Source organism: Streptomyces winkii (genome assembly GCF_032248595.1).
Lineage (GTDB): Bacteria > Actinomycetota > Actinomycetes > Streptomycetales > Streptomycetaceae > Streptomyces > Streptomyces winkii.
Window position 1 is genome coordinate 166508 of sequence record NZ_JASTTH010000011.1, and the last position, 20575, is coordinate 187082.

19 protein-coding genes, 1 tRNA gene, 1 other RNA gene and 1 pseudogene are annotated in these 20575 nt (G+C 71.6%); 16 read left to right on the plus strand and 6 right to left on the minus strand.

Annotated elements, in window-relative coordinates; translation table 11 throughout:
• The first annotated feature begins 52 nt into the window (after positions 1-52).
• Positions 53-691 carry a response regulator gene (locus QQM67_RS28775; protein ID WP_314178017.1) on the plus strand — a complete coding sequence of 213 codons (639 nt, stop codon included), beginning with the start codon at positions 53-55 and terminating at the stop codon, positions 689-691.
• 439 nt (positions 692-1130) lie between these two features.
• Positions 1131-1376: pseudogene (locus QQM67_RS28780) on the plus strand (site-specific integrase); the annotation flags it as partial.
• A gap of 80 nt (positions 1377-1456) precedes the next feature.
• Here the strand turns inward: QQM67_RS28780 and QQM67_RS28785 are convergent.
• Positions 1457-1541, minus strand: a tRNA-Ser gene (locus QQM67_RS28785).
• Positions 1542-1614: 73 nt separating this feature from the next.
• Between QQM67_RS28785 and ffs the strand changes: the two genes are divergently transcribed.
• From ffs to QQM67_RS28835, 10 genes are all read left to right on the plus strand, one after another.
• Positions 1615-1709, plus strand: an RNA gene (gene ffs / locus QQM67_RS28790) — signal recognition particle sRNA small type.
• A gap of 101 nt (positions 1710-1810) precedes the next feature.
• Positions 1811-4417 (plus strand): DNA polymerase III subunit gamma and tau, encoded by a 2607-nt coding sequence (locus QQM67_RS28795; protein ID WP_314178019.1) that lies wholly within the window; start codon positions 1811-1813, stop codon positions 4415-4417.
• Positions 4418-4608: 191 nt separating this feature from the next.
• Positions 4609-4767, plus strand: a complete 159-nt coding sequence (locus QQM67_RS28800; RefSeq protein ID WP_314178021.1) for a hypothetical protein — start codon at positions 4609-4611, stop codon at positions 4765-4767.
• Complete coding sequence (locus tag QQM67_RS28805) at positions 4764-5111, plus strand: YbaB/EbfC family nucleoid-associated protein (protein ID WP_314178023.1); 348 nt, start codon at positions 4764-4766, stop codon at positions 5109-5111. Before QQM67_RS28800 ends, QQM67_RS28805 begins: the two co-directional genes overlap by 4 nt.
• Before the next feature lie 191 nt (positions 5112-5302).
• Positions 5303-5902: a recombination mediator RecR gene (gene recR / locus QQM67_RS28810; RefSeq protein WP_314178025.1), complete on the plus strand. Its 600-nt coding sequence runs from the start codon at positions 5303-5305 to the stop codon at positions 5900-5902.
• Entirely contained in the window at positions 5895-6569 is a 675-nt protein-coding gene (locus tag QQM67_RS28815) for a DUF5063 domain-containing protein (protein ID WP_314178027.1), read from the plus strand. The genes recR and QQM67_RS28815 overlap by 8 nt, the downstream gene beginning before the upstream one ends.
• Before the next feature lie 185 nt (positions 6570-6754).
• A complete protein-coding gene (locus QQM67_RS28820) occupies positions 6755-7030 on the plus strand; it encodes a DUF1905 domain-containing protein (protein ID WP_314178029.1) in 276 nt (91 codons plus the stop codon).
• A 124-nt stretch (positions 7031-7154) separates the two neighbouring features.
• Positions 7155-7424 carry a hypothetical protein gene (locus QQM67_RS28825; RefSeq protein ID WP_314178031.1) on the plus strand — a complete coding sequence of 90 codons (270 nt, stop codon included), beginning with the start codon at positions 7155-7157 and terminating at the stop codon, positions 7422-7424.
• Positions 7417-8061 carry a DUF6879 family protein gene (locus tag QQM67_RS28830; protein WP_314178032.1) on the plus strand — a complete coding sequence of 215 codons (645 nt, stop codon included), beginning with the start codon at positions 7417-7419 and terminating at the stop codon, positions 8059-8061. The genes QQM67_RS28825 and QQM67_RS28830 overlap by 8 nt, the downstream gene beginning before the upstream one ends.
• A 67-nt stretch (positions 8062-8128) precedes the next feature.
• A complete protein-coding gene (locus QQM67_RS28835) occupies positions 8129-10501 on the plus strand; it encodes an ATP-binding protein (protein WP_314178034.1) in 2373 nt (790 codons plus the stop codon).
• Between the two features lie 55 nt (positions 10502-10556).
• On the opposite strand, the gene QQM67_RS28840 is transcribed toward QQM67_RS28835, so the two are convergent.
• The 4 genes from QQM67_RS28840 to QQM67_RS28855 all read right to left on the minus strand — a co-directional run bounded on the left by QQM67_RS28840 (position 10557) and on the right by QQM67_RS28855 (position 13263).
• Positions 10557-11333, minus strand: a complete 777-nt coding sequence (locus tag QQM67_RS28840; RefSeq protein WP_314178037.1) for a vWA domain-containing protein — start codon at positions 11331-11333, stop codon at positions 10557-10559.
• A 135-nt stretch (positions 11334-11468) separates the two neighbouring features.
• Positions 11469-11966, minus strand: a complete 498-nt coding sequence (locus tag QQM67_RS28845) for an SRPBCC family protein (protein WP_314178039.1) — start codon at positions 11964-11966, stop codon at positions 11469-11471.
• A gap of 278 nt (positions 11967-12244) precedes the next feature.
• Entirely contained in the window at positions 12245-12889 is a 645-nt protein-coding gene (locus QQM67_RS28850) for an SRPBCC family protein (protein ID WP_314178041.1), read from the minus strand.
• Positions 12889-13263: an ArsR/SmtB family transcription factor gene (locus tag QQM67_RS28855; protein ID WP_314178122.1), complete on the minus strand. Its 375-nt coding sequence runs from the start codon at positions 13261-13263 to the stop codon at positions 12889-12891. Before QQM67_RS28855 ends, QQM67_RS28850 begins: the two co-directional genes overlap by 1 nt.
• Positions 13264-13703: 440 nt before the next feature.
• Here QQM67_RS28855 and QQM67_RS28860 point away from each other — a divergent pair, with 440 nt between their 5' ends.
• Together QQM67_RS28860 and QQM67_RS28865 are read left to right on the plus strand one after the other, a co-directional pair.
• A complete protein-coding gene (locus QQM67_RS28860; protein WP_314178042.1) occupies positions 13704-15056 on the plus strand; it encodes an aspartate kinase in 1353 nt (450 codons plus the stop codon).
• The gene (locus QQM67_RS28865) at positions 15053-16225 is read left to right on the plus strand and encodes an aspartate-semialdehyde dehydrogenase (protein WP_314178044.1); all 1173 of its coding nucleotides are present in this window, start codon (positions 15053-15055) and stop codon (positions 16223-16225) included. Before QQM67_RS28860 ends, QQM67_RS28865 begins: the two co-directional genes overlap by 4 nt.
• A gap of 210 nt (positions 16226-16435) precedes the next feature.
• Here the strand turns inward: QQM67_RS28865 and QQM67_RS28870 are convergent, their stop codons facing one another.
• Positions 16436-17371: an aminoglycoside phosphotransferase family protein gene (locus QQM67_RS28870; protein ID WP_314178047.1), complete on the minus strand. Its 936-nt coding sequence runs from the start codon at positions 17369-17371 to the stop codon at positions 16436-16438.
• A 436-nt stretch (positions 17372-17807) separates the two neighbouring features.
• Between QQM67_RS28870 and QQM67_RS28875 the strand changes: the two genes are divergently transcribed.
• Together QQM67_RS28875 and QQM67_RS28880 are read left to right on the plus strand one after the other, a co-directional pair.
• The gene (locus QQM67_RS28875; RefSeq protein ID WP_314178123.1) at positions 17808-18383 is read left to right on the plus strand and encodes a SigE family RNA polymerase sigma factor; all 576 of its coding nucleotides are present in this window, start codon (positions 17808-17810) and stop codon (positions 18381-18383) included.
• Entirely contained in the window at positions 18380-20542 is a 2163-nt protein-coding gene (locus QQM67_RS28880; RefSeq protein WP_314178049.1) for a hypothetical protein, read from the plus strand. The genes QQM67_RS28875 and QQM67_RS28880 overlap by 4 nt, the downstream gene beginning before the upstream one ends.
• The last annotated feature ends 33 nt before the right edge of the window (positions 20543-20575 follow it).

The window sequence follows — 20575 nt, forward strand, 5'->3', positions numbered from 1 at the left end:
TGTTGCACGCGACTGCTGTACAGCTACACCAGGCAGGCCTGATCATGGTCCGATGCCGGAAGCGATATGGGTCAAGTTGGTTAGCACGTTGCCCAGCCTTCTCTGGGTGGTGTTCGCCACGGTCGTCTACCTGTCGTTGCGGGGGACGATTGTGCGGAGCCTGGTTCCTCGCATTAGCGCACTCCGGGCCCTCGGAGTCGAGGTTGAGATGGCAGGTCAACTGATCGACCAAGCTGCGGAGGAGAGCGATACCGCAGTGACGCCAGCTGATAGGCGTGGAGTCCTAGGCAGGCTGGAGCATGCGGCGGACATACTGCGCGGCGGGAAGATCCTATGGGTCGATGATCATCCGGAGAATAACGGCGCCCTGATTCGGCTCTTCCGGTCTGTGGATATGCACGTGGACACAGTGCATTCGACCAGTGAGGCAAGGCTCGCACTGGGCCACGGCTCGTACGACATCATCCTCAGCGACATAGAACGGCACGGAGACCCTCAGGCGGGCATCAGCATGCTGCGTGAGTTGGAGCGCATGGTCATCGGGCTTCCGGTTCTCGTCCACTCAGTGAACTTCAATCCTGAACTCGGCGTCGACCGCCGCATTTTCGCCGCAACCAACAAGCCGGTGGAAGTCGTGCACTACGTGATCGATCTCATGGAGCGAGCCAGGTTCGGTGCACCGCAAGTGTGAGGTCGGTGTAGCGCTTTGGGGTGGAGCTGGCTTGGAGCGAGAGATCATGGCCCTGACGCTTCCGCGAATCGGCTGGCTCCTCGCCTGCCCGCAATAGCCCGATGTGGGCCATGATCTTCGAGCCTCGCCCCGAGCTGGTTCCGCAAAGCCGTGAAGCCGGCCGTTCCAGCCACGACGGCGCCCTCTTCTCCAAGCTCGCTGCCGTGCGCGGCCCGGCGACCGGGCCGGAGCGGGACGGGGACATGAGCGCTGGCCCGGCGGCGAGCCGGGCCGCGCGGCGAGCGGAGCGAGCCCTTGAAGTAGTAGAGAAGGTTGTTACTCACCGACTGGGCGCACGCGGGTTTCGGTCTGGAGGTCGATGGGCTGGAAGTCGGTGAGGCGCAGGAGGAGTTGGCCAGCGCGGACCCATCGGATGAGGGGGTCGTCGAAGGCGACTTTCTGGAAGCGGCTGCTGAGGGACGCCGGCGTCCGGGACGGTCGGCTCCACGATGCTCGCCCCGCGGCGGCCCCACCGTGTTGCTCCTCCTCGGAGTCCCGGACGTCGTGGTCGATTCGATCATGGGTTGGGAGCCTGGGGGAGCGGGTCCGGATGCGCACCCGCTACATGCACGTCACCGGGTCGATGCTGCGGAAGGTGGCTCAGCAGGTCGGCGACGCGCTCTGGGAGCCGCCGAAGGCCGACTGAGACGGGAACTGAGACGGAGAACGACGAAGGCCCCGACCGGCGAGCGGTCGGGGCCTTTCGTTGTGCCCGGTGAGGCACGGCGGAGGATACGAGATTCGAACTCGTGAGGGGTTGCCCCCAACACGCTTTCCAAGCGTGCGCCCTAGGCCACTAGGCGAATCCTCCGCGGCAAACACTACAAGACGCCGGGGAGTGCTTGCGAACTCGATCGCCGGGGCCGGGATCGGGTACGGTGGGCGCAGCCCCTCACGTGGCGCTATCTCTCTGAACTCCCCCAGGGCCGGAAGGCAGCAAGGGTAGGAGGGCTCTGGCGGGTGCGTGGGGGGCGTCCGCGTTCGCAGGGTCAAGATCGTTGCGGGGTGCGGGGGTTCGGGTCCGTCGGCGGGCGCCGAGGGCGGCGTGACTTGTCGGTCCGCACCGATATCGTCGGGGGTGTGTCGTCCCTCGCGCTGTACCGCCGGTATCGCCCCGAGACCTTCGCGGAGGTCATCGGGCAAGAGCACGTGACCGATCCGCTTCAGCAGGCTCTGCGTAACAACCGCGTCAATCACGCCTATCTCTTCAGCGGCCCGCGCGGCTGCGGCAAGACGACCAGTGCGCGCATCCTCGCCCGCTGCCTCAACTGCGAGCAGGGGCCGACGCCTTCGCCCTGCGGCGAGTGCCGCTCGTGCCGTGATCTCGCGCGGAACGGCCCGGGTTCGATCGACGTGATCGAGATCGACGCGGCGTCGCACGGCGGTGTGGACGACGCCCGGGAGCTGAGGGAGAAGGCCTTCTTCGGGCCCGCGTCCAGTCGTTACAAGATCTACATCGTCGACGAGGCGCACATGGTCACCTCGGCGGGCTTCAACGCCCTGCTGAAGGTGGTCGAAGAGCCGCCCGAGCACCTGAAGTTCATCTTCGCGACGACCGAGCCGGAGAAGGTCATCGGCACGATCCGTTCGCGTACGCACCACTATCCGTTCCGGCTCGTCCCGCCCGGGACGCTCCGTGACCATCTGGCCGAGGTGTGTGAGCGCGAGTCGATCCCCGTCGAGGAGGCGGTGCTGCCGCTGGCCGTACGGGCGGGCGCCGGGTCGGTGCGGGACGCGATGTCGGTCATGGACCAGCTGCTGGCGGGCGCCGGCGAGGGCGGCGTGACGTACGCGATGGCGACGGCCCTGCTCGGCTACACCGACAGCGCGCTGCTGGACGGCGTCGTGGAGGCCTTCTCCGTGGGCGACGGGGCGCGGGCGTTCGAGATCGTCGACAGGGTCATCGAGGGCGGCCACGATCCGCGGCGCTTCGTGACGGATCTGCTGGAGCGGCTGCGTGACCTGGTGATCATCGCCGCGGTTCCGGACGCGGTGGACAAGGGGCTGATCGACGCCCCGGACGACGTCGTCGAGGGCATGCGGGCGCAGGCCGGTGCCTTCGGGGCGGCGGAGCTGAGCCGCGCGGCGGACGTCGTCAACGCGGGGCTGACGGAGATGCGCGGGGCGACCTCGCCGCGGTTGCAGCTGGAGTTGATCTGTGCGCGGGTGCTGCTGCCCGCGGCGTACGGGGACGAGCGTTCGGTTCAGGCCCGACTGGACCGGCTGGAGCGTGGCGCGGCCTTCGCGGGGGCGGCGCGGCCGGCGGGGCCCGTGCCGGGTGCCCGGGCGGACGGGCCGCCTTCGGCGGCGGAGGCGGCCGAGGCACCTCGTACGGGCGGCGCCCCGTCCGGTGCGGGGGAGGCCGCGAAGCCGGCCGGAAGGCCCGTCGAGCAGCCGGCCGAGGGGGCTGCGCCCTCCGCGGGGTCGGCCAGCGGCGGCGCGGGTGCTCCCGCCTCGGCGCCTCCGTCGGGCGGCGGCGGACGGCGGCCCGGTGCGTGGCCGGCGGGCACCGGAGCAGGGGCCGCTGGGATCCCCGGGGCCGGGCCGGCAGCCGCGGACTCCGCGGCCGCGTCCGGTGCGGGGGATGCGCGAAGCGGGGTGTCCGGCGGGGAGTCGTCCCGTGCTCCCGGTGCTTGGCCGGGTGGGCAGGCCGGGCGGGACGGACAGGGTGCGGGCGGTGGCGATCGTGGCGCTCCCGTGGACTCCGCGGATGCGCGAAGCGGGGTGTCCGGCGGGGAGTCGTCCCGTACTCCCGGTGCCTGGGCAGGCGGGCAGGCTGGACGGGACGGACAGGGCGCGGACGGCGGTGACCGAGGCGCTCCCGTGGAGCCCCCGGAGACGGCCGGAGCCCCGGCCGGCCAAGCGCCGCAGCATGTGGACGCGGAGTCCGCGCCGGCACCGGCCGCGCAGGACCCGTCCCAGGGTGCCGCCCAGGTGCGGCAGATGTGGCCGCAGATCCTGGAGGCCGTGAAGAACCGGCGCCGCTTCACCTGGATCCTGCTGAGCCAGAACGCGCAGATCGTCGGGTTCGACGGCGCCACGCTCCAGCTCGGCTTCTCCAACTCGGGGGCGCGCGACAGCTTCGTCGGCGGCGGCAGCGAGGACGTACTGCTGCAAGCGCTCAACGACGCGCTGGGCGTGCAGTGGAAGGTCGAGGCCATCGTCGATCCGTCCGGGGGCGGGGGAGCGGGCACGGGAGCCACGGGCGGGCCGCCGGGCGGCGGCGCGGCCCCGGGAGGCGGCTTCGGCGGCGGAGCGGGCGGCGGTCCCTCCGGCCCCGCGGGCTCTGCCATGTCCTCCGCTTCGTACGCGCCGCCCGCGCAGTCCGGGCCGGGTCAGGGTGGTGGCGGGGCGCCGCCGCAAGGGCAGGGCTCCCCGGGCGCGGGTGCGGGTGCGCGTCAGGCGCTCGTCACGGCGCAGGCCACCGGAGGTTCCGGGCGGGCCGACGCCGCGTCCGGCGCGGCATCGGCCGGAGCCCCGGCGAGAGTGCCGGGCCCCGCGGGGCGGCACGGCTCCGCGTCCGCGCCGGCGGGCAACGCCTCCGCGGCCGCCGCGTACAACCGGGCGCTGGAGGAGGACATGCCGGCGGAGGACGACCCCGACCTCGACGAATCGGCCCTCTCCGGCCACGACTTGATCATGCGGGAGCTGGGGGCGACCGTCATCGAGGAGTTCGATCACGAGTGATCGCCTCGGTCGGCGTGTTCGGCGTGTTCCGTCAGCCGCTTCCGCCAGGCCTTCTCACTCGGCGTCGTCCGTCGATCCCCCCTCGCCGCCACCGTCGCTTCCCCTTCCTCCGCGCCGTTCCCGCCCGCTGACGGGCGGGTTGGGGACAGGGTCAGCGGGCTCAGCACGGAGCACGTAGGCTCGTCTACGAGATGGAGATGTACGCGTACGGCACCTGCGTACCGCGGGTGAAGAAGGCGTACAGCGCGGACCGCGCGAAGCACACGCGCCGCGTGTGCACCTCGCACGGCGGGCACAGCGTGCGGTGCGCCGGACAAGACGTCGTCGACGAGCCAGGAGCCAAGTCGTGATTCCCGGTGGTGGGGGCCAGCCCGACATGCAGCAGCTGTTGCAGCAGGCCCAGAAGATGCAGCAGGACCTCGCCGTGGCACAGCAGGAGCTGGCCGAGACGTCCGTCGAGGGCTCCTCGGGCGGCGGTCTGGTCAAGGCGACCGTGAGCGGCGCCGGCGAGCTCCAGGGCCTCGTCATCGACCCCAAGGCGGTGGACCCGGAGGACACCGAGACGCTCGCCGATCTCGTGCTCGCGGCAGTACGGGACGGGGTCGCGGGCGCCGAGGAGCTCCAGCAGCAGAAGCTCGGCCCGCTCGCTCAGGGCCTCGGCGGAGGCGGCGGAATGCCGGGGCTTCCGTTCTGACACCGGTGCGCGGGTGGCCCGCGCCCACCGGCCGATGGAACGGCCGCGGGGTCGCCGCTCGTTGAAGACCGTGACGGGCGCGGCCCTGACCGGTGCAGTCGTGCCGGGAGCGATGGCCGCGGCGGCCGGGAGCGGCCCGTCCACAGCGGAAGTCCGGCGGCACGAGTCCGACGGCAGAAACGGGAGAATCCGTGTACGAAGGCGTGGTTCAGGACCTCATCGACGAGCTCGGCAGACTGCCCGGCGTCGGTCCCAAGAGCGCGCAGCGGATCGCTTTCCACATCCTCCAGGCCGAGCCCGCCGACGTACGCCGCCTCGCGCACGCCCTGACAGAGGTCAAGGAGAAGGTCCGGTTCTGCGAGGTCTGCGGCAACGTCGCGCAGGAGGAGAGGTGCCGCGTCTGCCTGGACACGCGCCGTGACGGCAGCGTCATCTGCGTGGTCGAGGAGCCGAAGGACGTCGTCGCGATCGAGCGGACCCGGGAGTTCCGGGGCCGCTACCACGTACTGGGCGGCGCGATCAGCCCCATCGAGGGCGTGGGGCCCGACGATCTGCGCATCCGGGAGCTGATGGCACGCCTCGCGGACGGCGCCGTAACGGAGTTGATCCTGGCCACTGATCCCAACCTCGAGGGGGAGGCGACGGCCACGTACCTCGCGCGTATGGTCTCAAGCATGGGGCTGAAGGTGACGCGCCTGGCAAGCGGCCTCCCCGTCGGGGGAGACCTGGAGTACGCGGACGAGGTCACGCTGGGGCGGGCCTTCGAGGGAAGAAGGTTGCTCGATGTCTGAGTCCACTCTGAACGCGATCACGGACAATCCCGACGACTTCGCCGTGCAGATCTCCGACCAGATCGAGAGCTTCATCGTGTCGGTGACCGAGGTGGCGAAGGGCGACGACCCGGACAGCGCGATCCCCTATCTGCTGCTTGAGTTGTCCCAACTCCTGCTCGCGGGCGGCCGGTTGGGTGCCCATGAGGACTTCGTGCCGGTCGAGCGCTACGAGCCGGACATCGGCCCCGAGCCGGACGTCGACGAGATGCGCCTCAAGCTCGCCGCGCTGCTCGACCCGGTGGACGTCTACTCCGAGGTCTTCGACCCGTACGAGCCGCGCACCGCACCCGTCGCGTGCCGCATCTCCGACGACCTCGCCGACGTGATCACCGATCTCCGGCACGGCATGGCGCACTACAGCGAGGGCCGGGTCAGCGAGGCGCTGTGGTGGTGGCAGTTCTCGTACCTGTCGAACTGGGGGCCGACCGCCTCCGCCGCGCTGCGGGCCCTTCAGTCCCTGGTCGCGCACGTACGTCTCGACACCCCGCTCGACGCGCTCGACGGCCTGGACACGGACAGCAACGCCGACGAGGACGACGGCGCGCTGGAGAAGGAGGCGGGCGCGGTGATGGCCGCCGAGATCGGCGTCCCGCTGGGCATGCAGCCGGACGGCCGCCGGAGCTGAACGGTCAGGCGCGCGGCGGCTGATGGGGCCGCCGCGTGCATGGCGCGCGACGGGACGGTGCGCGATGTCGATGTACGGCGTGCCGTCCCCGCTGTTCTCCGCTATCCCGCGCGATGAGTTTGCCCCTCGCCCGCGGTCCCCACTGGCAGGACCGGTGAAGCGGACGACGAGGAGGCCTGCCGATCATGGACAAGCGGTTCACCGCCCAGCTGCGCAGAGGCCCCGACGTGGGCGGCTGGACGTATGTGGTGTGGCCCGACTCCGTCGAGTACTTCGGTACGCGCGGCCTGGTGAAGGTCCGGGGCACGATCGACGGGCATCCGTTCCGCAGTTCGTTCATGGCTCTGGGCGACGGCACGCACAAGCTGCCCGTCAAGGCCGAGGTGCGCAGGGCGATCGGCAAGCAGGCGGGGGAGACGGTGACCGTGTTCCTGGAGGAGCGGGTGGACGGGCGCGAGTGAGGCTCGCACGCAGGGCCCCGGGGGGCTGCTCAGGCCGCTGATCTGGCTGGTTGTGCCGTTGCGGTGCGTTAGTGCCGTCCTTACACTCCGTTACGAGGTCTGAAGCGACAGCGGAGGTACTCGCATGGCTCGGGTGTGGGAAGCGGACCCCTCGGCGTTATTCACGCGGAGGCTGGGGAAGTCCGCCGCGGAACTGGGCAAGACCGAGGACGACGACGGCTGTCCGGACATCTGGGAGCTGGACAACGGCGACATCGCGGTCATCGGCCGCGACCTCACCGCGGCATACGAGTCGCGCCTTCCCGCGGACGCCTCCATCGCCTCCGGCGAACGTCTGGTCGTCATCCCGGGCAGTACGCTGCGCGCCGCGAAACCGGATATCTCCGATGGTTGAGACAGGCGGCCTCGCGCTCGACCCTTCGCTCGGCGTCAGGCTCGAACTCACCGAGTACAGGCGCGACTTCCGCGTCCGGCGGAACGCCGCGCCCGCCGGCCGCCCGGGGTGGAAGTTCGAACGGCGGCAGCACTTCCAGGAGCGGTCCTCGCCCAGCTGGGAGGCGTTCCGGCGGGGCGACTGGCAGGAGGCGCTGCGGCTGGCCGGCGCACGGAGCAGCCACTGGCGGAACGTCGCCCGGCAGGACAGGGAGCGGGGCGGCGCCTTCCATCGCGTGCGCGTCGTGAAGGAGCCGCTGACGCCGTACATGCAGTGGGAGTTGCACGCTCTGCGCGTCCAGGGAGAGAGCGGCATGCCGGTCCGGGTGGTCGACGCCGACAGGCTGCGGCTCATGGAGGGCGCGCGCCTGCTGCCGGAGGTCGTGACGCTGGGCGGGCAGGTGCTTTACGAGGTCCTCTACACGGACGAGGGAGTTCTCGACGGAGGCGTCCGCTACACGGATCCCGAACTGATCGCGAGCTGGGAGGGATTCATCAAGCAGCTCTATGCGGAAGGCGAGGAGGTCGTCTCGTACGTCGACCGGTACGTGTCACACTTGCCTGCCCCGATGACGACTGAGGTGGCAGGCCATCAGTAACAGCAGCGGAGACGAACCGGCCCCCGGCGGCACCCACTCGGATCTGTCGGGGTCCTCGCGCGATGTCGTGCAAGCAGGGCAGGTCAGTGGCGGCGTCCATTTCCACGGCCGGCACGGCGAGTCGGGTCAGCGGGCGGGCGATCATCCGCCGCCGCGCCAACTGCCCGGAGACTTACGTCACTTCGTCAACCGCACCGCCGAACTTCAGAGCCTCGACGCGACGTTGACCACCGGCGGCGACCCGTTCGTCCCTCCGGTGTGCGTGATAGCCGGTACGGCAGGAGCAGGCAAGACCGCGCTGGGCCTGCGCTGGGCACATCAGGTCAAGGACCGCTTCCCCGACGGCCAGTTGTACGTCAATCTGCGGGGTTACGACCCCGGCGAGCCCGTCGCCGCCGAGGAGGTGCTGCCCCGCTTCCTCACCGCACTCGGCGTCGCGTCGAACGCGATCCCCACCGATCCCGACAGCGCCGCCGCGCTCTACCGCACGCTGCTCGCCGACCGCCGGATGCTGGTCTTCCTCGACAACACCGCGACTGTCGCACAGGTGCGCCCGCTGCTCCCCGGCAACCCGCACTGCCTCACCATCGTCACCAGCCGCAGCCGGCTCTCCCCGCTCGCCGTGCGCGACGGTGCCGACCGGCTGACGCTCGGCACCCTGGACGAACCGGAGGCGGTGGCGCTGCTCCGTACCGTCACGGCGGGCCACCGCGCGGACGACGACTCCGAAAAGCTCGCCGAACTCGCCCGCCTCTGCGCCCACTTGCCGCTCGCGCTGCGCATAGCGGCCGAACGTGCGGCCACTCACCCCCATATGAGCCTCGACGAGCTGATCAACGACCTGTGCGACGAGTCGGCGCTGTGGGACGCCCTCAGTACGGGCGACGAGGAAGAGGCCGAAGCCGTACGGGCGGTCTTCGCCTGGTCCTACCGCGCGCTCTCGAAGGAGGCCGCCCGCCTCTTCCGCCTGCTGGGCCTGCATCCGGGCCCGGAGTTCGGGCTGGGCGCGGTGGCGGCGCTGGCCGGGCTGAGTGTGCGCAGGGCACGGCAGCTGCTCGACGTGCTCGTCGGCGCGCACCTGCTGGAGCAGACGGCGCCCGACCGCTTCGAGTTCCACGATCTGCTGCGTGCGTACGCCGGCGACCAGGCCCAGCAGGAGGAGTCCGAGGAGGAGCGGGAGGCCGCGCTGCGCCGGGTGCTCGACTGGTATCTGCACACGGCGGACTCCGCGCAGGGATGGATCAAGGCGCACGAGGAACATCTGCCGTCGCAGCCGCCCGCCGAGGGCGTCACGCCGGTCTCCTTCGCCGACTACGACCAGGCCGTCGACTGGGCCGAGCGTGAGCACGCCGCCTTCCTGCCCGCTGTGCGCGCTGCGGCGAAGGCCGGACTCGACGTGCACGCATGGCAGTTGGCCGCGGTGCTGTGGAACGCGAAGGCACCCTCCGCCCTGACCACCGACTGGATGCCCATGGGGCAGACCGGGCTCGCCGCCGCCCGCCGCCTGGGGGACCGCCCGGCACAGGCGAGGCTGCTGGCGAGCCTCGGGTTCGGCTACACGAAGCTGAACAGGGCGGCCGAGGCGCTCGAATCGCACGAGGAGGCGCTGAGCATCCGCCGTGAGACCGGCGACCGGGCGGGCGAGGCAGCCTCCCTCAACGCGCTCGGCCTCGTCCATCTGCGCAAGCGGGAGCTGCGGCGGGCCGAGACGCGGCTGGAGGAGGCCTCGGCCCTGTTCGTGGAGCTGGGCGAGGCCCGCCGGCAGACGGTGGCGCTCGCCAATCTCGCCCAGGTGCGGTTCCAGGCAGGCGAGTTGGAGCGTGCCGCCGAGGACATCGAACAGGCCCTCGCGGCGCATCGCCGGCGGAACGACGCGCGCAGCACGGGCAACGCCCTGTGGATTCTGAGCGGGATCCTTCTCGACCGGGGCGAGCCGCGGGACGCGCTCAACACCGCCGAGGAGGCGGTGAAGATCGCCCTGGACCTGCGCAGCCACGTCGCGGAGGGGTGCTGGCTGATCGCGCTCGGCGACGCGCAGCGGGCGCTCGGCGAGCACGGCGACGCGCTCACCTCGTACAACCGCTCGGCGATGCTCCACCGGCGGCTGCTCGACCGCAGCCGCGAGGCGCTGGCCTGGCACGGGGCGGGCGAGACCTATCGGCGGCTCGGCCGCGACGAGGAGGCGGCCGGCTTCCACCGCAGGGCGGCCGCGGCGCACCGCGAACTCGGCGACGCGTGGAGCGAGGCCGTGGCGCTCGACGGGCTGGCCCGCGCGCTGCACGGCGAGGACGTGGAGGCCTCCCGAGGGCACTGGACCGAGTGCCTGCGGCTCCTGGCGGGTTACGACGACGCGCGTGCGCGCCGCATGCGCGAGGACGTCGAGGCGCGGCTGCGCGGCACGGAGGGCTCGGGCTCCGCGCCGGCGACCGGGCCGCGGTGACACGTACCACTCCGTACGTACAACTCCGCACGCCTGACCCGGAGTTCAGCGGAGTTCAGCGCGGGAGGATGCCCGCGCCGCGTGCCGCGGTGAGCCAGGAGGGGAACTCCCGCATGAGCGCCGCGTAGAGGGCGTCGTCCGGGACGGTGAGCGGATCCCGGCCGGCCGGGAAGAAGCCCGCGTTGTCCACGACGCGCTTGGCGGGCACGGGCAGTTCGTCGAGCCTGCGCAGGAAGTCGAACTGCTTGCTGTCCGGGTCGCCGAATCCCACGAACTGCCAGAACAGCGGCAGCCGCGCCGCCGTGCAGAGCACGTGCTCGGCCGCGGCGCGCGAGGTGGGGCCGCCGTCCGTCTGGAAGACGACGAATGCCGGGTCGGCGGAGCCCGAGGCCGTGTAGTGGTCGACGACCGCCTGCATGGCCACGTGGTAGTTGGTGCGGCCCATGTGCCCGAAGCCGTCGCTGAGCGCGGCGATGCGGTTCTCGTACGCGTCGAGGCTCACATCGGCGACGCCGTCCACATCTGTGGAGAAGAAGACGACGGGAACCCTGCCGTCGTCGTCGAGGTTGGCGGAGAGGCCCAGCACCTGTTCGGCGAGCCGCTGGACCGTACCGTCGCGGTAGTACGGGCGCATGCTGCCGGAGCGGTCCAACACCAGGTAGACGGCGGCCCGTTGGTCCGGAAGGCCCGCCTTCTCCAGCGACACCCGCGCCTTCTTGTAGAGGCTGACCAGGCCGGGAGCCGCTGTGGAGAGCCGTTCCCGGCTCACCGCCGGGCCCTGGCCGGGCCGGGCGGCCGATTCGGCCGGCCGCTTCACATAGTCGATGGCCACGGGACCCCCTGCGCTGGACGGCGAGTGCGATACAGGGATATTACGGGCCAATCGGCCGTCGTGGGAGCGTAGTTCGGCAGACGTCCGGACCTGATGTGTGCGAACGCGAGCCGTATGCCGAGGGTGCGGGCGGCGTCAGCCGCCCTCGGAGGCGGGCCGGGGTCCGGAGGACCCGGGCGGCTCCACGGAAGCGGCGATGTCCGCGAGGTCCTTGGACAGGGACTTGGCGATCGCCTTGGAGCCGATCCCGCCGAGGAACTTTCCCATCGTCCCGCTCAGGCTCTTCTTCTCCGTCTCCGAGTCGAGCGTCAGGTGGACCGTGGTGGCGTCGTCCGCCTCGGGGGTGAGCGTGAACTGCGAGGTGTAGTGCACGCCGCGCGACTCGGACTCCACCGTGTAGCGCTTCGGGGGCTCGGACGCCGTCACCCACATCTCCTCGGTGGCCTCCTTGCCGAAGATGCGGCGGGTCTCCCGCCAGCGGGTTCCGATGCCGAAGGGCCCTTCGCTGAGCATCTCGACGCGCTCGATCTCGCCGATCACGCGGGGAGAGTCTTCGATGTCGGTCAGCGCTTGCCATACCCGGTCGACCGGAGCCGCGATGCGACGCTCCACCGTCACCTGCCACGTGGTCATGAACGAGCCCTTCCGTAGGAGACCGGCGTCGGCATCCAGCCCTTTGGCCGGAATCAGACCAGCAGCAGTCTCCGACATCGGACCCCTAGCGTCGAGGGGGCGGAACCGGTGCGCGGGCCCGGCCGCCCGGCTCGTACGGGGGACGCGGGGCGGCCCCGCCTCCCCCTGTCCCGCCCGGCCGGAGACGCCGGCGGGCCCGCGGCTCGCGGACGCGCCCCGTCAACTCGGTGTCGTACGAAGGGAGTTGGCGCCCCGGGGCAGGGGCCAGGGGCCCGGCCTCAGGCGCCGCCGTCCTCGCGCGGCGGGACGTAGAAGGCCGTCGTACCGCTGACGGCCGCCGCGACGACGTCCGCGGGCGCGCCCGAGTCCCCGTACGCCGCGCCCCACGCCTCGCTGCTGCGCGTCATGAACTCCCGCGCCTCGTCCGACGCTTCGAACGCCTCGTGGTCGACGACCGTGCCGCCCTGCACATACAGCCCGAGCCCGAGCACCATGAGGTCCCAGCCGACGCCGACCGCTCCGGGGCCGAACTGGTCCCAGAACTGCGGCGGTACGACCGCGACGTGCTCCAGCTCGAAGGTCGTCTCGTCCTCGCCCTCGGCGCTCAGCCGCACCTCGACCTCGCTGAAGCCGGGGCTCTCGCCCATCACCCAGCTCACCTTGAGCAAGCGGGGCGGCTCGCAGCGCAGGACCTCCCCGCCGGCGTTGCCCTCCAGCTGGTAGTGCCCGCCGGGCTTCAGGTCGCCGCTGACGGGCAGGAACCAGCGGCTGAGCCGTTCCGCGTCCGTGCAGGCGTCCCAGACGTCCTCGATCGCGGCGGTGTACGTGCGGCGCAACAGGATCGTGCGGGCCTCCTCCTCGCCCACTCGCCTGCTGCCGACTTCCCGGTGGATGTCGTTGATCTGGTCGACGATGTCACTCATCACTGCTCCTCGCTGCCGGTCTCCGAGCCGGCGCCCTTTCCGCGGCGTTCGCGTCTGCCGCGCGCCAGCTCGGTGCCGAGCGCGTCCAGCCTCTGCTCCCAGAAGCCACGGAAGCGCTCAAGCCATACGTCGGCCTCGCGCAGGGGTGCGGCCTCGACGGCATAGAGCCGCCGGGTGCCCTCGGCCCGTACGGAGGCGAAACCCGTCTCGCGCAGCACCCGCAGATGCTGGGAGACGGCGGGCTGGGAGATGCCGAACTCGGCCTGAATCACGGCGCTGACGGCACCGGAGGCCTGCTCGCCCTCGGCGAGCAGCTCCAGAATCCGCCGGCGCACCGGGTCTCCCAGGACATCCAACGCGTGCACGCGCCCAATATAAAAGCAGCAGCTTATATAAGCCAGAGCTGATACTGGGGAATCCGGGGCGGGCGGGAGGGCGGGCGGGCCGGCTGAGCAGAGGGGCCCCGGGCCACCGGGGGCAGCGGTGTCCGCCGCCTCGTCCGAACTCGCAGTCGGGAGCGGGCTTTCCGGAGCGCGCGGCACGTGGGCCCGCGCCGTCGTGCGCGCGGCGCTGCTGCCGGTCGTCCCTGGTGGCGGCCCCGCCCCGGGCCCCGGGGCCGCCCGCCACGTGTGAGCTGTCTTACGTTCCCGTGTGGGCGTCCCGTGAACGGGCAGGTTTGCTCGCTGGACGAGAGGGTGGGACGCCTTCTCGGTAAAATGAGCCGACCCGTGGATTCCCGGACGGGAGTCGCCCCGGCCGCCCCAGGCAGGCGGGGGAAGGGCGCGAGGACTTGAGAGTCGAGGAGCGAGCACACGTGGGCCTTGTCGTGCAGAAGTACGGCGGCTCCTCCGTTGCCGATGCCGAGGGCATCAAGCGCGTTGCCAAGCGGATCGTCGAGGCCAAGAAGAACGGCAACCAGGTTGTCGTCGTGGTCTCGGCGATGGGTGACACGACGGACGAGCTGATCGATCTCGCGAAGGAAGTCTCCCCCGTCCAGACGGGACGCGAGTTCGACATGCTGCTGACCGCCGGAGAGCGCATCTCCATGGCACTGCTGGCGATGGCGATCAAATCCCTCGGGCACGAGGCACAGTCGTTCACAGGCAGCCAGGCGGGCCTGATCACCGACTCCGCGCACAACAAGGCGCGGATCATCGACGTCACGCCGGGCCGTATCCAGACTTCCGTCGACGAGGGCAACATCGCCATCGTCGCGGGCTTCCAGGGCGTCTCACAGGACAGCAAGGACATCACCACCCTCGGCCGCGGCGGCTCCGACACCACCGCTGTGGCCCTGGCCGCGGCGCTGAACGCGGACGTCTGTGAGATCTTCACCGACGTCGACGGCGTCTTCACAGCGGACCCGAGGGTCGTGAAGAAGGCCCGCAAGATCGACTGGATCTCGTTCGAAGACATGCTGGAGCTGGCCAGCTCCGGTTCGAAGGTGCTCCTGCACCGCTGCGTCGAGTACGCCCGCCGCTACAACATTCCGATCCACGTCCGGTCGTCCTTCTCGGGGCTGCCCGGAACATGGGTCAGCAGCGAGCCACCGGGCGGGTACGAGGGGCACGGCGAGGGCACCCCGGGTGCACAGGCCGCGCTGAAGAGCGGGCAGAGCAAGAAGAGCGGGCAAGGGGAACAGTCGATGGAGCACGCGATCATCTCCGGTGTCGCACACGACACTTCCGAGGCGAAGATCACGGTTGTCGGAGTGCCGGACAAGCCGGGTGAGGCCGCGGTGATCTTCCGTGCGATCGCGGACGCCGAGGTCAACATCGACATGGTCGTGCAGAACGTCTCGGCGGCGTCGACGGGCCTCACCGACATCTCCTTCACCCTTCCCAAGAGCGAGGGCCGCAAGGCGATCGCGGCACTGGAGAAGGCGCAGGGCGCCATCGGATTCGACTCGCTGCGCTACGACGACCAGATCGCGAAGATCTCGCTCGTCGGCGCCGGGATGAAGACGAACCCCGGCGTGACGGCGACCTTCTTCGAGGCGCTCTCCCAGGCCGAGGTCAACATCGAGCTGATCTCCACCTCGGAGATCCGCATCTCCGTCGTCACCCGTGAGGACGACGTCAACGAGTCGGTGCGCGCGGTGCATTCGGCGTTCGGGCTCGACAGCGAGAGCGACGAGGCCGTCGTCTACGGAGGCACAGGGCGGTGACGCCCGGCGCCCGTGCGGCCCGTCCCGGAGGCGGGCGCACGGGCAAGCCCGTCTTGGCGGTCGCGGGTGCGACCGGTGCCGTCGGGACGGTGCTGCTCTCCCTGCTGTCCGAACGGGCCGACGTCTGGGGCGAGATCCGCCTGCTCGCGTCGCAGCACTCCGCGGGGCGCGTACGGGACGTACGGGCCGAGAGCATCGCGGTGCGCGCGCTGAGCGAGGAGGCGCTCACCGGCGTGGACGTGGCGGTCTTCGCCGTGCCGGAGGAGGCCGCGGCGCGCTGGGTGCCGGTCGCGGCGAGGCTCGGCGCGGTCGTGGTGGACGGCTCGCGCGCGTTCCGCATGGATCCCGACGTGCCGCTCGTGGTGCCCGAACTCAACGGCGACGCCGTACGGAACAGGCCGCGGGGCGTCGTCGCGAGCCCCGGCTGCACGACCCTCTCGATGATCGTGACGGTGGGCGCGCTGCACGCCGAGTGGGGCCTGGAGGAGCTGGTCCTCTCCTCGTACGAGGCGGCGTCCGGGGCGGGGCGCGCCGGAGTGGAGGCGCTGCGCGGGCAGTTGGCGGCCGTGACGTCGGCGGAGGCCGCCGGAGCCGAACTGGGCACGCACCCGGGCGACATCCGCCGGGCGGTGGCCACGGGGCGCGGGTCGTCCTTCGGCGCGGCGGCGGGCCCGGGCGATCCGGACGGCACGCCCGTCGCGCTCAACGTGGTGCCGTTCACCGGGGAGATGGGCGAGGGCGGGTGGACCTCCGAGGAGCTGACAGTCCGGGACGAGACGCGGAGGGTGCTCGGGCTGCCGGAGCTGCCCGTCGCGGCGACCTGTGTACGGGTGCCGGTGCTCACGGCCCATTCGACGTCCGTGCACGCGCGGTTCGGCGCCGAGGTGTCGGTGTGGCGTGCCCGCGAGATCCTGGCGAACGCGCCGGGAGTGGTGCTGTGCGACGACCCCGCGCAGGGCGACTTCCCGACCCCCGCGGACGTCGCCGGGACGGATCCGGCGTGGGCCGGGCGCGTACGGCAGTCGCCGGACGACCCGCACACGCTGGACCTGTTCGTGTGCGCCGACAATCTGCGCAAGGGCGCGGCGCTCAACATGGTGCAGATCGCGGAACGGGCCATGGCGGAGGAGACCCCGGCCCAGCGGCCGCGGCCCGCGCCTCGGGCGTGAGCGTGGCCTCCGGGCGTGATGGGTGCCTTTGGCGTGGTCGCCGCCTCTGGCGCGATCCGCTTCGTGGACGTCGGCGGTCTGCGGGGGCGCGATCGGCGCCACCCGGCCTTGGTCCGGCTTCCGGCCTTGATCGGTGTTCGGGCGCCGGTTGTTCGGGCCCCCGGTGGTTCGGGGCTTCGGGTTCCGGCCTTGGGCTTGCCGCCCAGCCGTTCAGGCTCCGGGCTTGCGGGTGGCCCGCTGCTCGTCGTACTCGCTCAGCACCGCGTCGAGCGTGGCCGAGGCCTCGGCTCCGTGGCCGCCGCCGTCGCCCATGAACCCCGCCAGCGTGATGAGCGCCTTCCACAGCGCCCAGCCGCGCCCGCGGGCCCACGTCGCGGAGTCGACGTGACCGCCCGCGAACATCGCCTCCCGGAAGACCTCGCGGCTCTCGCCCGACAGCAGCGTCCAGGCGATGGTCAAGTCGCAGGCGGGGTCGCCCACGCCGGAGCATCCGAAGTCGATCACGGCGGCGAGGCGGCCGTCCCTGACGAGGAGATTCCCGTACGCGACGTCGCCGTGGAACCAGACCGGCGGGCCCTGATGAGCGGCGCTCAGGGCCGTCTCCCAGATCTCCGTGGCGGTCCTCGCCGGGATGCGCGCGCCGAGTGTCTCGACGGCATGGCGCGTCTCGGCGTCGTACGTCGTCAGCGAGGCGCCGCGGAAGAAGCTGTGCGCTCCGGCGGGCGGCCCGCCGGACGCGTCGGTCCGCTGGAGCGCGGTGAGGAATCCGGCGAGGTCGCGCGCGAACTCCGTGAGATCGCCGATGCGTTCGGGGCGCGCGGTCTCTCCCTCGATCCACCGGTTGACCGTCCAGTGGAAGGGATAGCCCGCGCCGGGCTCGCCCTTGGCGAGCGGGGCCGGCACCGGCAGCGGCAGCCGCGGCGCGAGCACCGGCAGCCACGTCTGCTCCTTCTCGGCCTGCGGTGCGTATCCCGCGGCGCTCGGAAGGCGGACGGTCATCCCGTCGCCGAGGTGGAACGTGCGGTTGTCGACGCCGCCGGCCGCGACCGGCTCGACGGGAAGATCCGCCCACTGCGGGAACTGCGCCGCGATCAGGGCCCGTACGAGCGCGGAGTCGATCGCCGGGGGCGCTGCGGTTTCGCTCATCCGGCACAGGCTCGCGGGACGGTCCGGCGAAGACAACCGGATTTCCCGCGGGCGCGGTGCTCTCAGGGGGTTGGCGCGATGCCGTGAGGACTGTCGACAGTCAGCGATATGCACGCCTCCCTGTACGAAGTTCTCGCTCAAGTAAGGCTCTTGCACTGGCGGGCTCGGGACGCCTCGACGAGAATTTCCCTCCTCGGCCGGTGCAACCGGGGCCGGGACGTGGGGCGTCTTTGTGTCCACTGCCTGGATTCGTGAGGCGCTGTGACTGTAGGGGCATCCGGGAAGAGCTGGTACGCATGAGCGCGTTCGAACGATCGTCTAGGGCGATGGCAAACGCGTACAACCCTGTAGGGGGAGTGTGTGTCCAACAAGCGTGGCGGAAGCATTCGGAGCACTCGCGACGGCACCCGGCACCTCCGGCATCACCACCGGAGGCATGCCGGTGATCTCGCCGTGGTCCGCCACGCGTCCCACGCGCGTCCCGGCCCAAGGCGCGGAATCTGACGACGCGATGGCAGCGGGCACGACAGTCGACCACCTGACGGAGACGTACCGCGTCCACTACAAGTCGCTGCTCGGGCTCGCGGCCCTGCTGCTGGACGACACCGCTTCCTGTGAGGACGTCGTGCAGGAAGCCTTCATCCGTGTCCACTCGGCGCGGAAACGCGTCCGCGACCCCGAGAAGACCCTCGCGTATCTGCGCCAGACCGTCGTCAACCTCTCGCGTTCCGCGCTGCGCAGGCGGATCGTCGGTCTGAAGCTGCTCTCCAAGCCGATGCCCGACATGGCGAGCGCCGAAGAGGGCGCGTACGAGCAACTGGAGCGCGACGAACTGATCCAGGCCATGCGCGGCCTCCAGCGCCGCCAGCGCGAGGTGCTGGTACTGCGCTACTTCGCGGACATGACCGAGGCGCAGGTGGCCGAGGTGCTCGGTCTCTCGCTCGGCTCCGTGAAGGCGTACGGCTCGCGGGGCATCGCCGCGCTCAGGGTCGCGATGGAGGCGGCCTCATGAGTGCGTACGACGAGCAGGACCACGTGCTGAGCGAGCGCTTGCGGGAGCTGGTGCGGCTGGCGGGCGCCGGCGTGCTGGCGGACGTGGAGTGCGAGCCCGGCGGCCCGTACGAGCGGGGTCTGCATCTCAGCGGCCGGTCCCATGCCGGACAGGCGGAGGAGCACGACCAGTTCGGTGCGGGCGAGCAGTACGGCTACGGCTGGGCCGAGCAGTACGGCACGGGCGAGCAGCAGCACGCCCACGGCCCGATGCCTCCGGCAGCGCACGGGCAGACCGCCGCGTATGCGCAGAGCGATGCGGGCACCGGTCCCGAGGAGCCCGATCTGCCGGACGGGCCGCACGCCCCGGAGACCCCGCACGCCCCGGAGACCCCGCACGCGCCGGACGCTCCCGACGTGCCGCACCACGAGTCCCCCGAGGCGCCCGATCTGCCGCATCTGCCCGGTGTTCCGGACGTCCCGGACGTGCACGGCCCGGGGGAGATGCCCGCGATCCCCGACGCGCCGGACATCCTGCGGAGTCCCGAGATCCCGCCGGCGCCGGACATCCCGCCGCCACCCGCGTTTCCCGATATGCCGGAGTTCCCAGAGGCTCCCGAGATCCCCGAGACCCCCGGCATCTATGATCAGCCGGAGATTCCGGACCCTCCGCAGATCGACGATCCGGAGCTGCCGGAAGCCGACCGACTTTCCGAACTCCCGGGCACACCGGGTGATCCCGCGCTCCCGGACGCTCCGTACCTGCCGCGTCCGCCGGAGTTCCCTGACGCACCGCCTCCCGCCCCCGGGCCGGACGCGGTCCGAGACGCGGTTACAGCGATGCATTCGAACCACACCGACATTTCGTACAACACTCAATTCCCGGACGGACCGGGGCGGTTCGGTCATGAGCCGCTGCCGTCCGAAGGCGCCGCGCGTCCTGAGCCGCAGCTGCACGGCGGAGACGGGCGGCAGATGCCCGACGCAGAAGGCGCGGTGCCGCCGGCTGCTCCCGGCGGGCACGGCGGAGCGGGCGGCTCCGGTGGCGGGCTCGTCGGTACGGGCGGCGGAGGTCGCGGTGGCGACGGCGGTCACGGCCGTGCCCATGGCGGCGCCGATGACGGAGCCGGCGGCGAGGACAGCGAGATCGAAGCGGCCCTGCGCCGGATGCTCCACCAGAGCGTGCGCGACATCGAACCGTCCCCCGAGTCCCTCAGCTACTTGCGGCACGCGGTGCCCGCCCGGCGTGTGCACCGCCGGCGCGCCCTCGTCGGCGCCGCGGCAGCCGTCGTGATCGCGGGAGTGGGCGTTCCCGGCATCGTGGGCAGCGGCCTGCTGCCCGGCCTCCCGGGCGATTCGTCCGTCAACGCGGGAGGCAATCACGACCAGTCGCAGAGCGCGGGCGGTGGCGGCGGCCCCGGCCACGCGCAGGGTCAGGGCAGCGTGTCGGGCGGCGCGAGCGGCAACGGCGGCAGTTCGCGCGGCGGTTACGGATCGGCGTCCCCGTCCCCGACACAGGGCAAGGCCTCCGGCGGCGCTGCGAACGACGAGATCAGGACGAGCGCTCCCAGCTGCGGACGGCAGCAGCTCGGCGACGGCTCGGCGAGCGAGGGCAACCCCGACTCCGACGGCAAGGTCTACGGCAGCTTCCGCGTCGTCAACACCTCGTCCGAGGCCTGCACCGTCGAGGGCGAGGGCGCCGTGGACGCCTCCGCGCGCGGCCGGGCCGACATCGACCGGATAAACATCCTCGAACACACCGCGGGCGACGACGCCACCGGTCTTCCCGACCCGGATCTCGCGCCCAGCGAGCTGGTGTTGAAGCCCGGGGAGGCCTACGAGGTCAAGTGGGCCTGGGTGCCCAGCCAGTGCGAAGGCAACGGGCCGCCCGAGCCCAAGGTCGAGGAGGGCAACGGCCCGGAGGGCAGCCAGGGCGGCAACAACGGCAACTCGGGCGGGCACGACAGCGGCGGCGACGAGGGTGACTCCGGCGGCTCCGGCACTCCCGAATCGGGCGGCAACGAGGGCGACTCGGGCGGCGGTGGAGGCGAGACGGACAAGAAGGCCAGCGTCGTGCTCACCCACGTCCCGGACGTGGGCGATCCGGCGGCGGCGGGCACCGAGCTGGAAGGCGCGTGCGCGGGCACGCTCTACCGCACGGGCGTTCTCGCGGCCGACTGACGCCGGCCGAGTCCGGCCGGCGCTGTCTGATAC

Bases quoted from the DNA above. Each gene is read 5' to 3' on its own strand.
- QQM67_RS28775 (WP_314178017.1), top strand. From the start codon at position 53: ATGCCGGAAGCGATATGGGTCAAGTTGGTTAGCACGTTGCCCAGCCTT.
- QQM67_RS28800 (WP_314178021.1), top strand. From the start codon at position 4,609: ATGGAGATGTACGCGTACGGCACCTGCGTACCGCGGGTGAAGAAGGCG.
- QQM67_RS28815 (WP_314178027.1), top strand. From the start codon at position 5,895: ATGTCTGAGTCCACTCTGAACGCGATCACGGACAATCCCGACGACTTC.
- QQM67_RS28820 (WP_314178029.1), top strand. From the start codon at position 6,755: ATGGACAAGCGGTTCACCGCCCAGCTGCGCAGAGGCCCCGACGTGGGC.
- QQM67_RS28825 (WP_314178031.1), top strand. From the start codon at position 7,155: ATGGCTCGGGTGTGGGAAGCGGACCCCTCGGCGTTATTCACGCGGAGG.
- QQM67_RS28830 (WP_314178032.1), top strand. From the start codon at position 7,417: ATGGTTGAGACAGGCGGCCTCGCGCTCGACCCTTCGCTCGGCGTCAGG.
- QQM67_RS28845 (WP_314178039.1), bottom strand. From the start codon at position 11,966: ATGACCACGTGGCAGGTGACGGTGGAGCGTCGCATCGCGGCTCCGGTC.
- QQM67_RS28850 (WP_314178041.1), bottom strand. From the start codon at position 12,889: ATGAGTGACATCGTCGACCAGATCAACGACATCCACCGGGAAGTCGGC.
- QQM67_RS28870 (WP_314178047.1), bottom strand. From the start codon at position 17,371: ATGAGCGAAACCGCAGCGCCCCCGGCGATCGACTCCGCGCTCGTACGG.
- QQM67_RS28875 (WP_314178123.1), top strand. From the start codon at position 17,808: ATGCCGGTGATCTCGCCGTGGTCCGCCACGCGTCCCACGCGCGTCCCG.
- QQM67_RS28880 (WP_314178049.1), top strand. From the start codon at position 18,380: ATGAGTGCGTACGACGAGCAGGACCACGTGCTGAGCGAGCGCTTGCGG.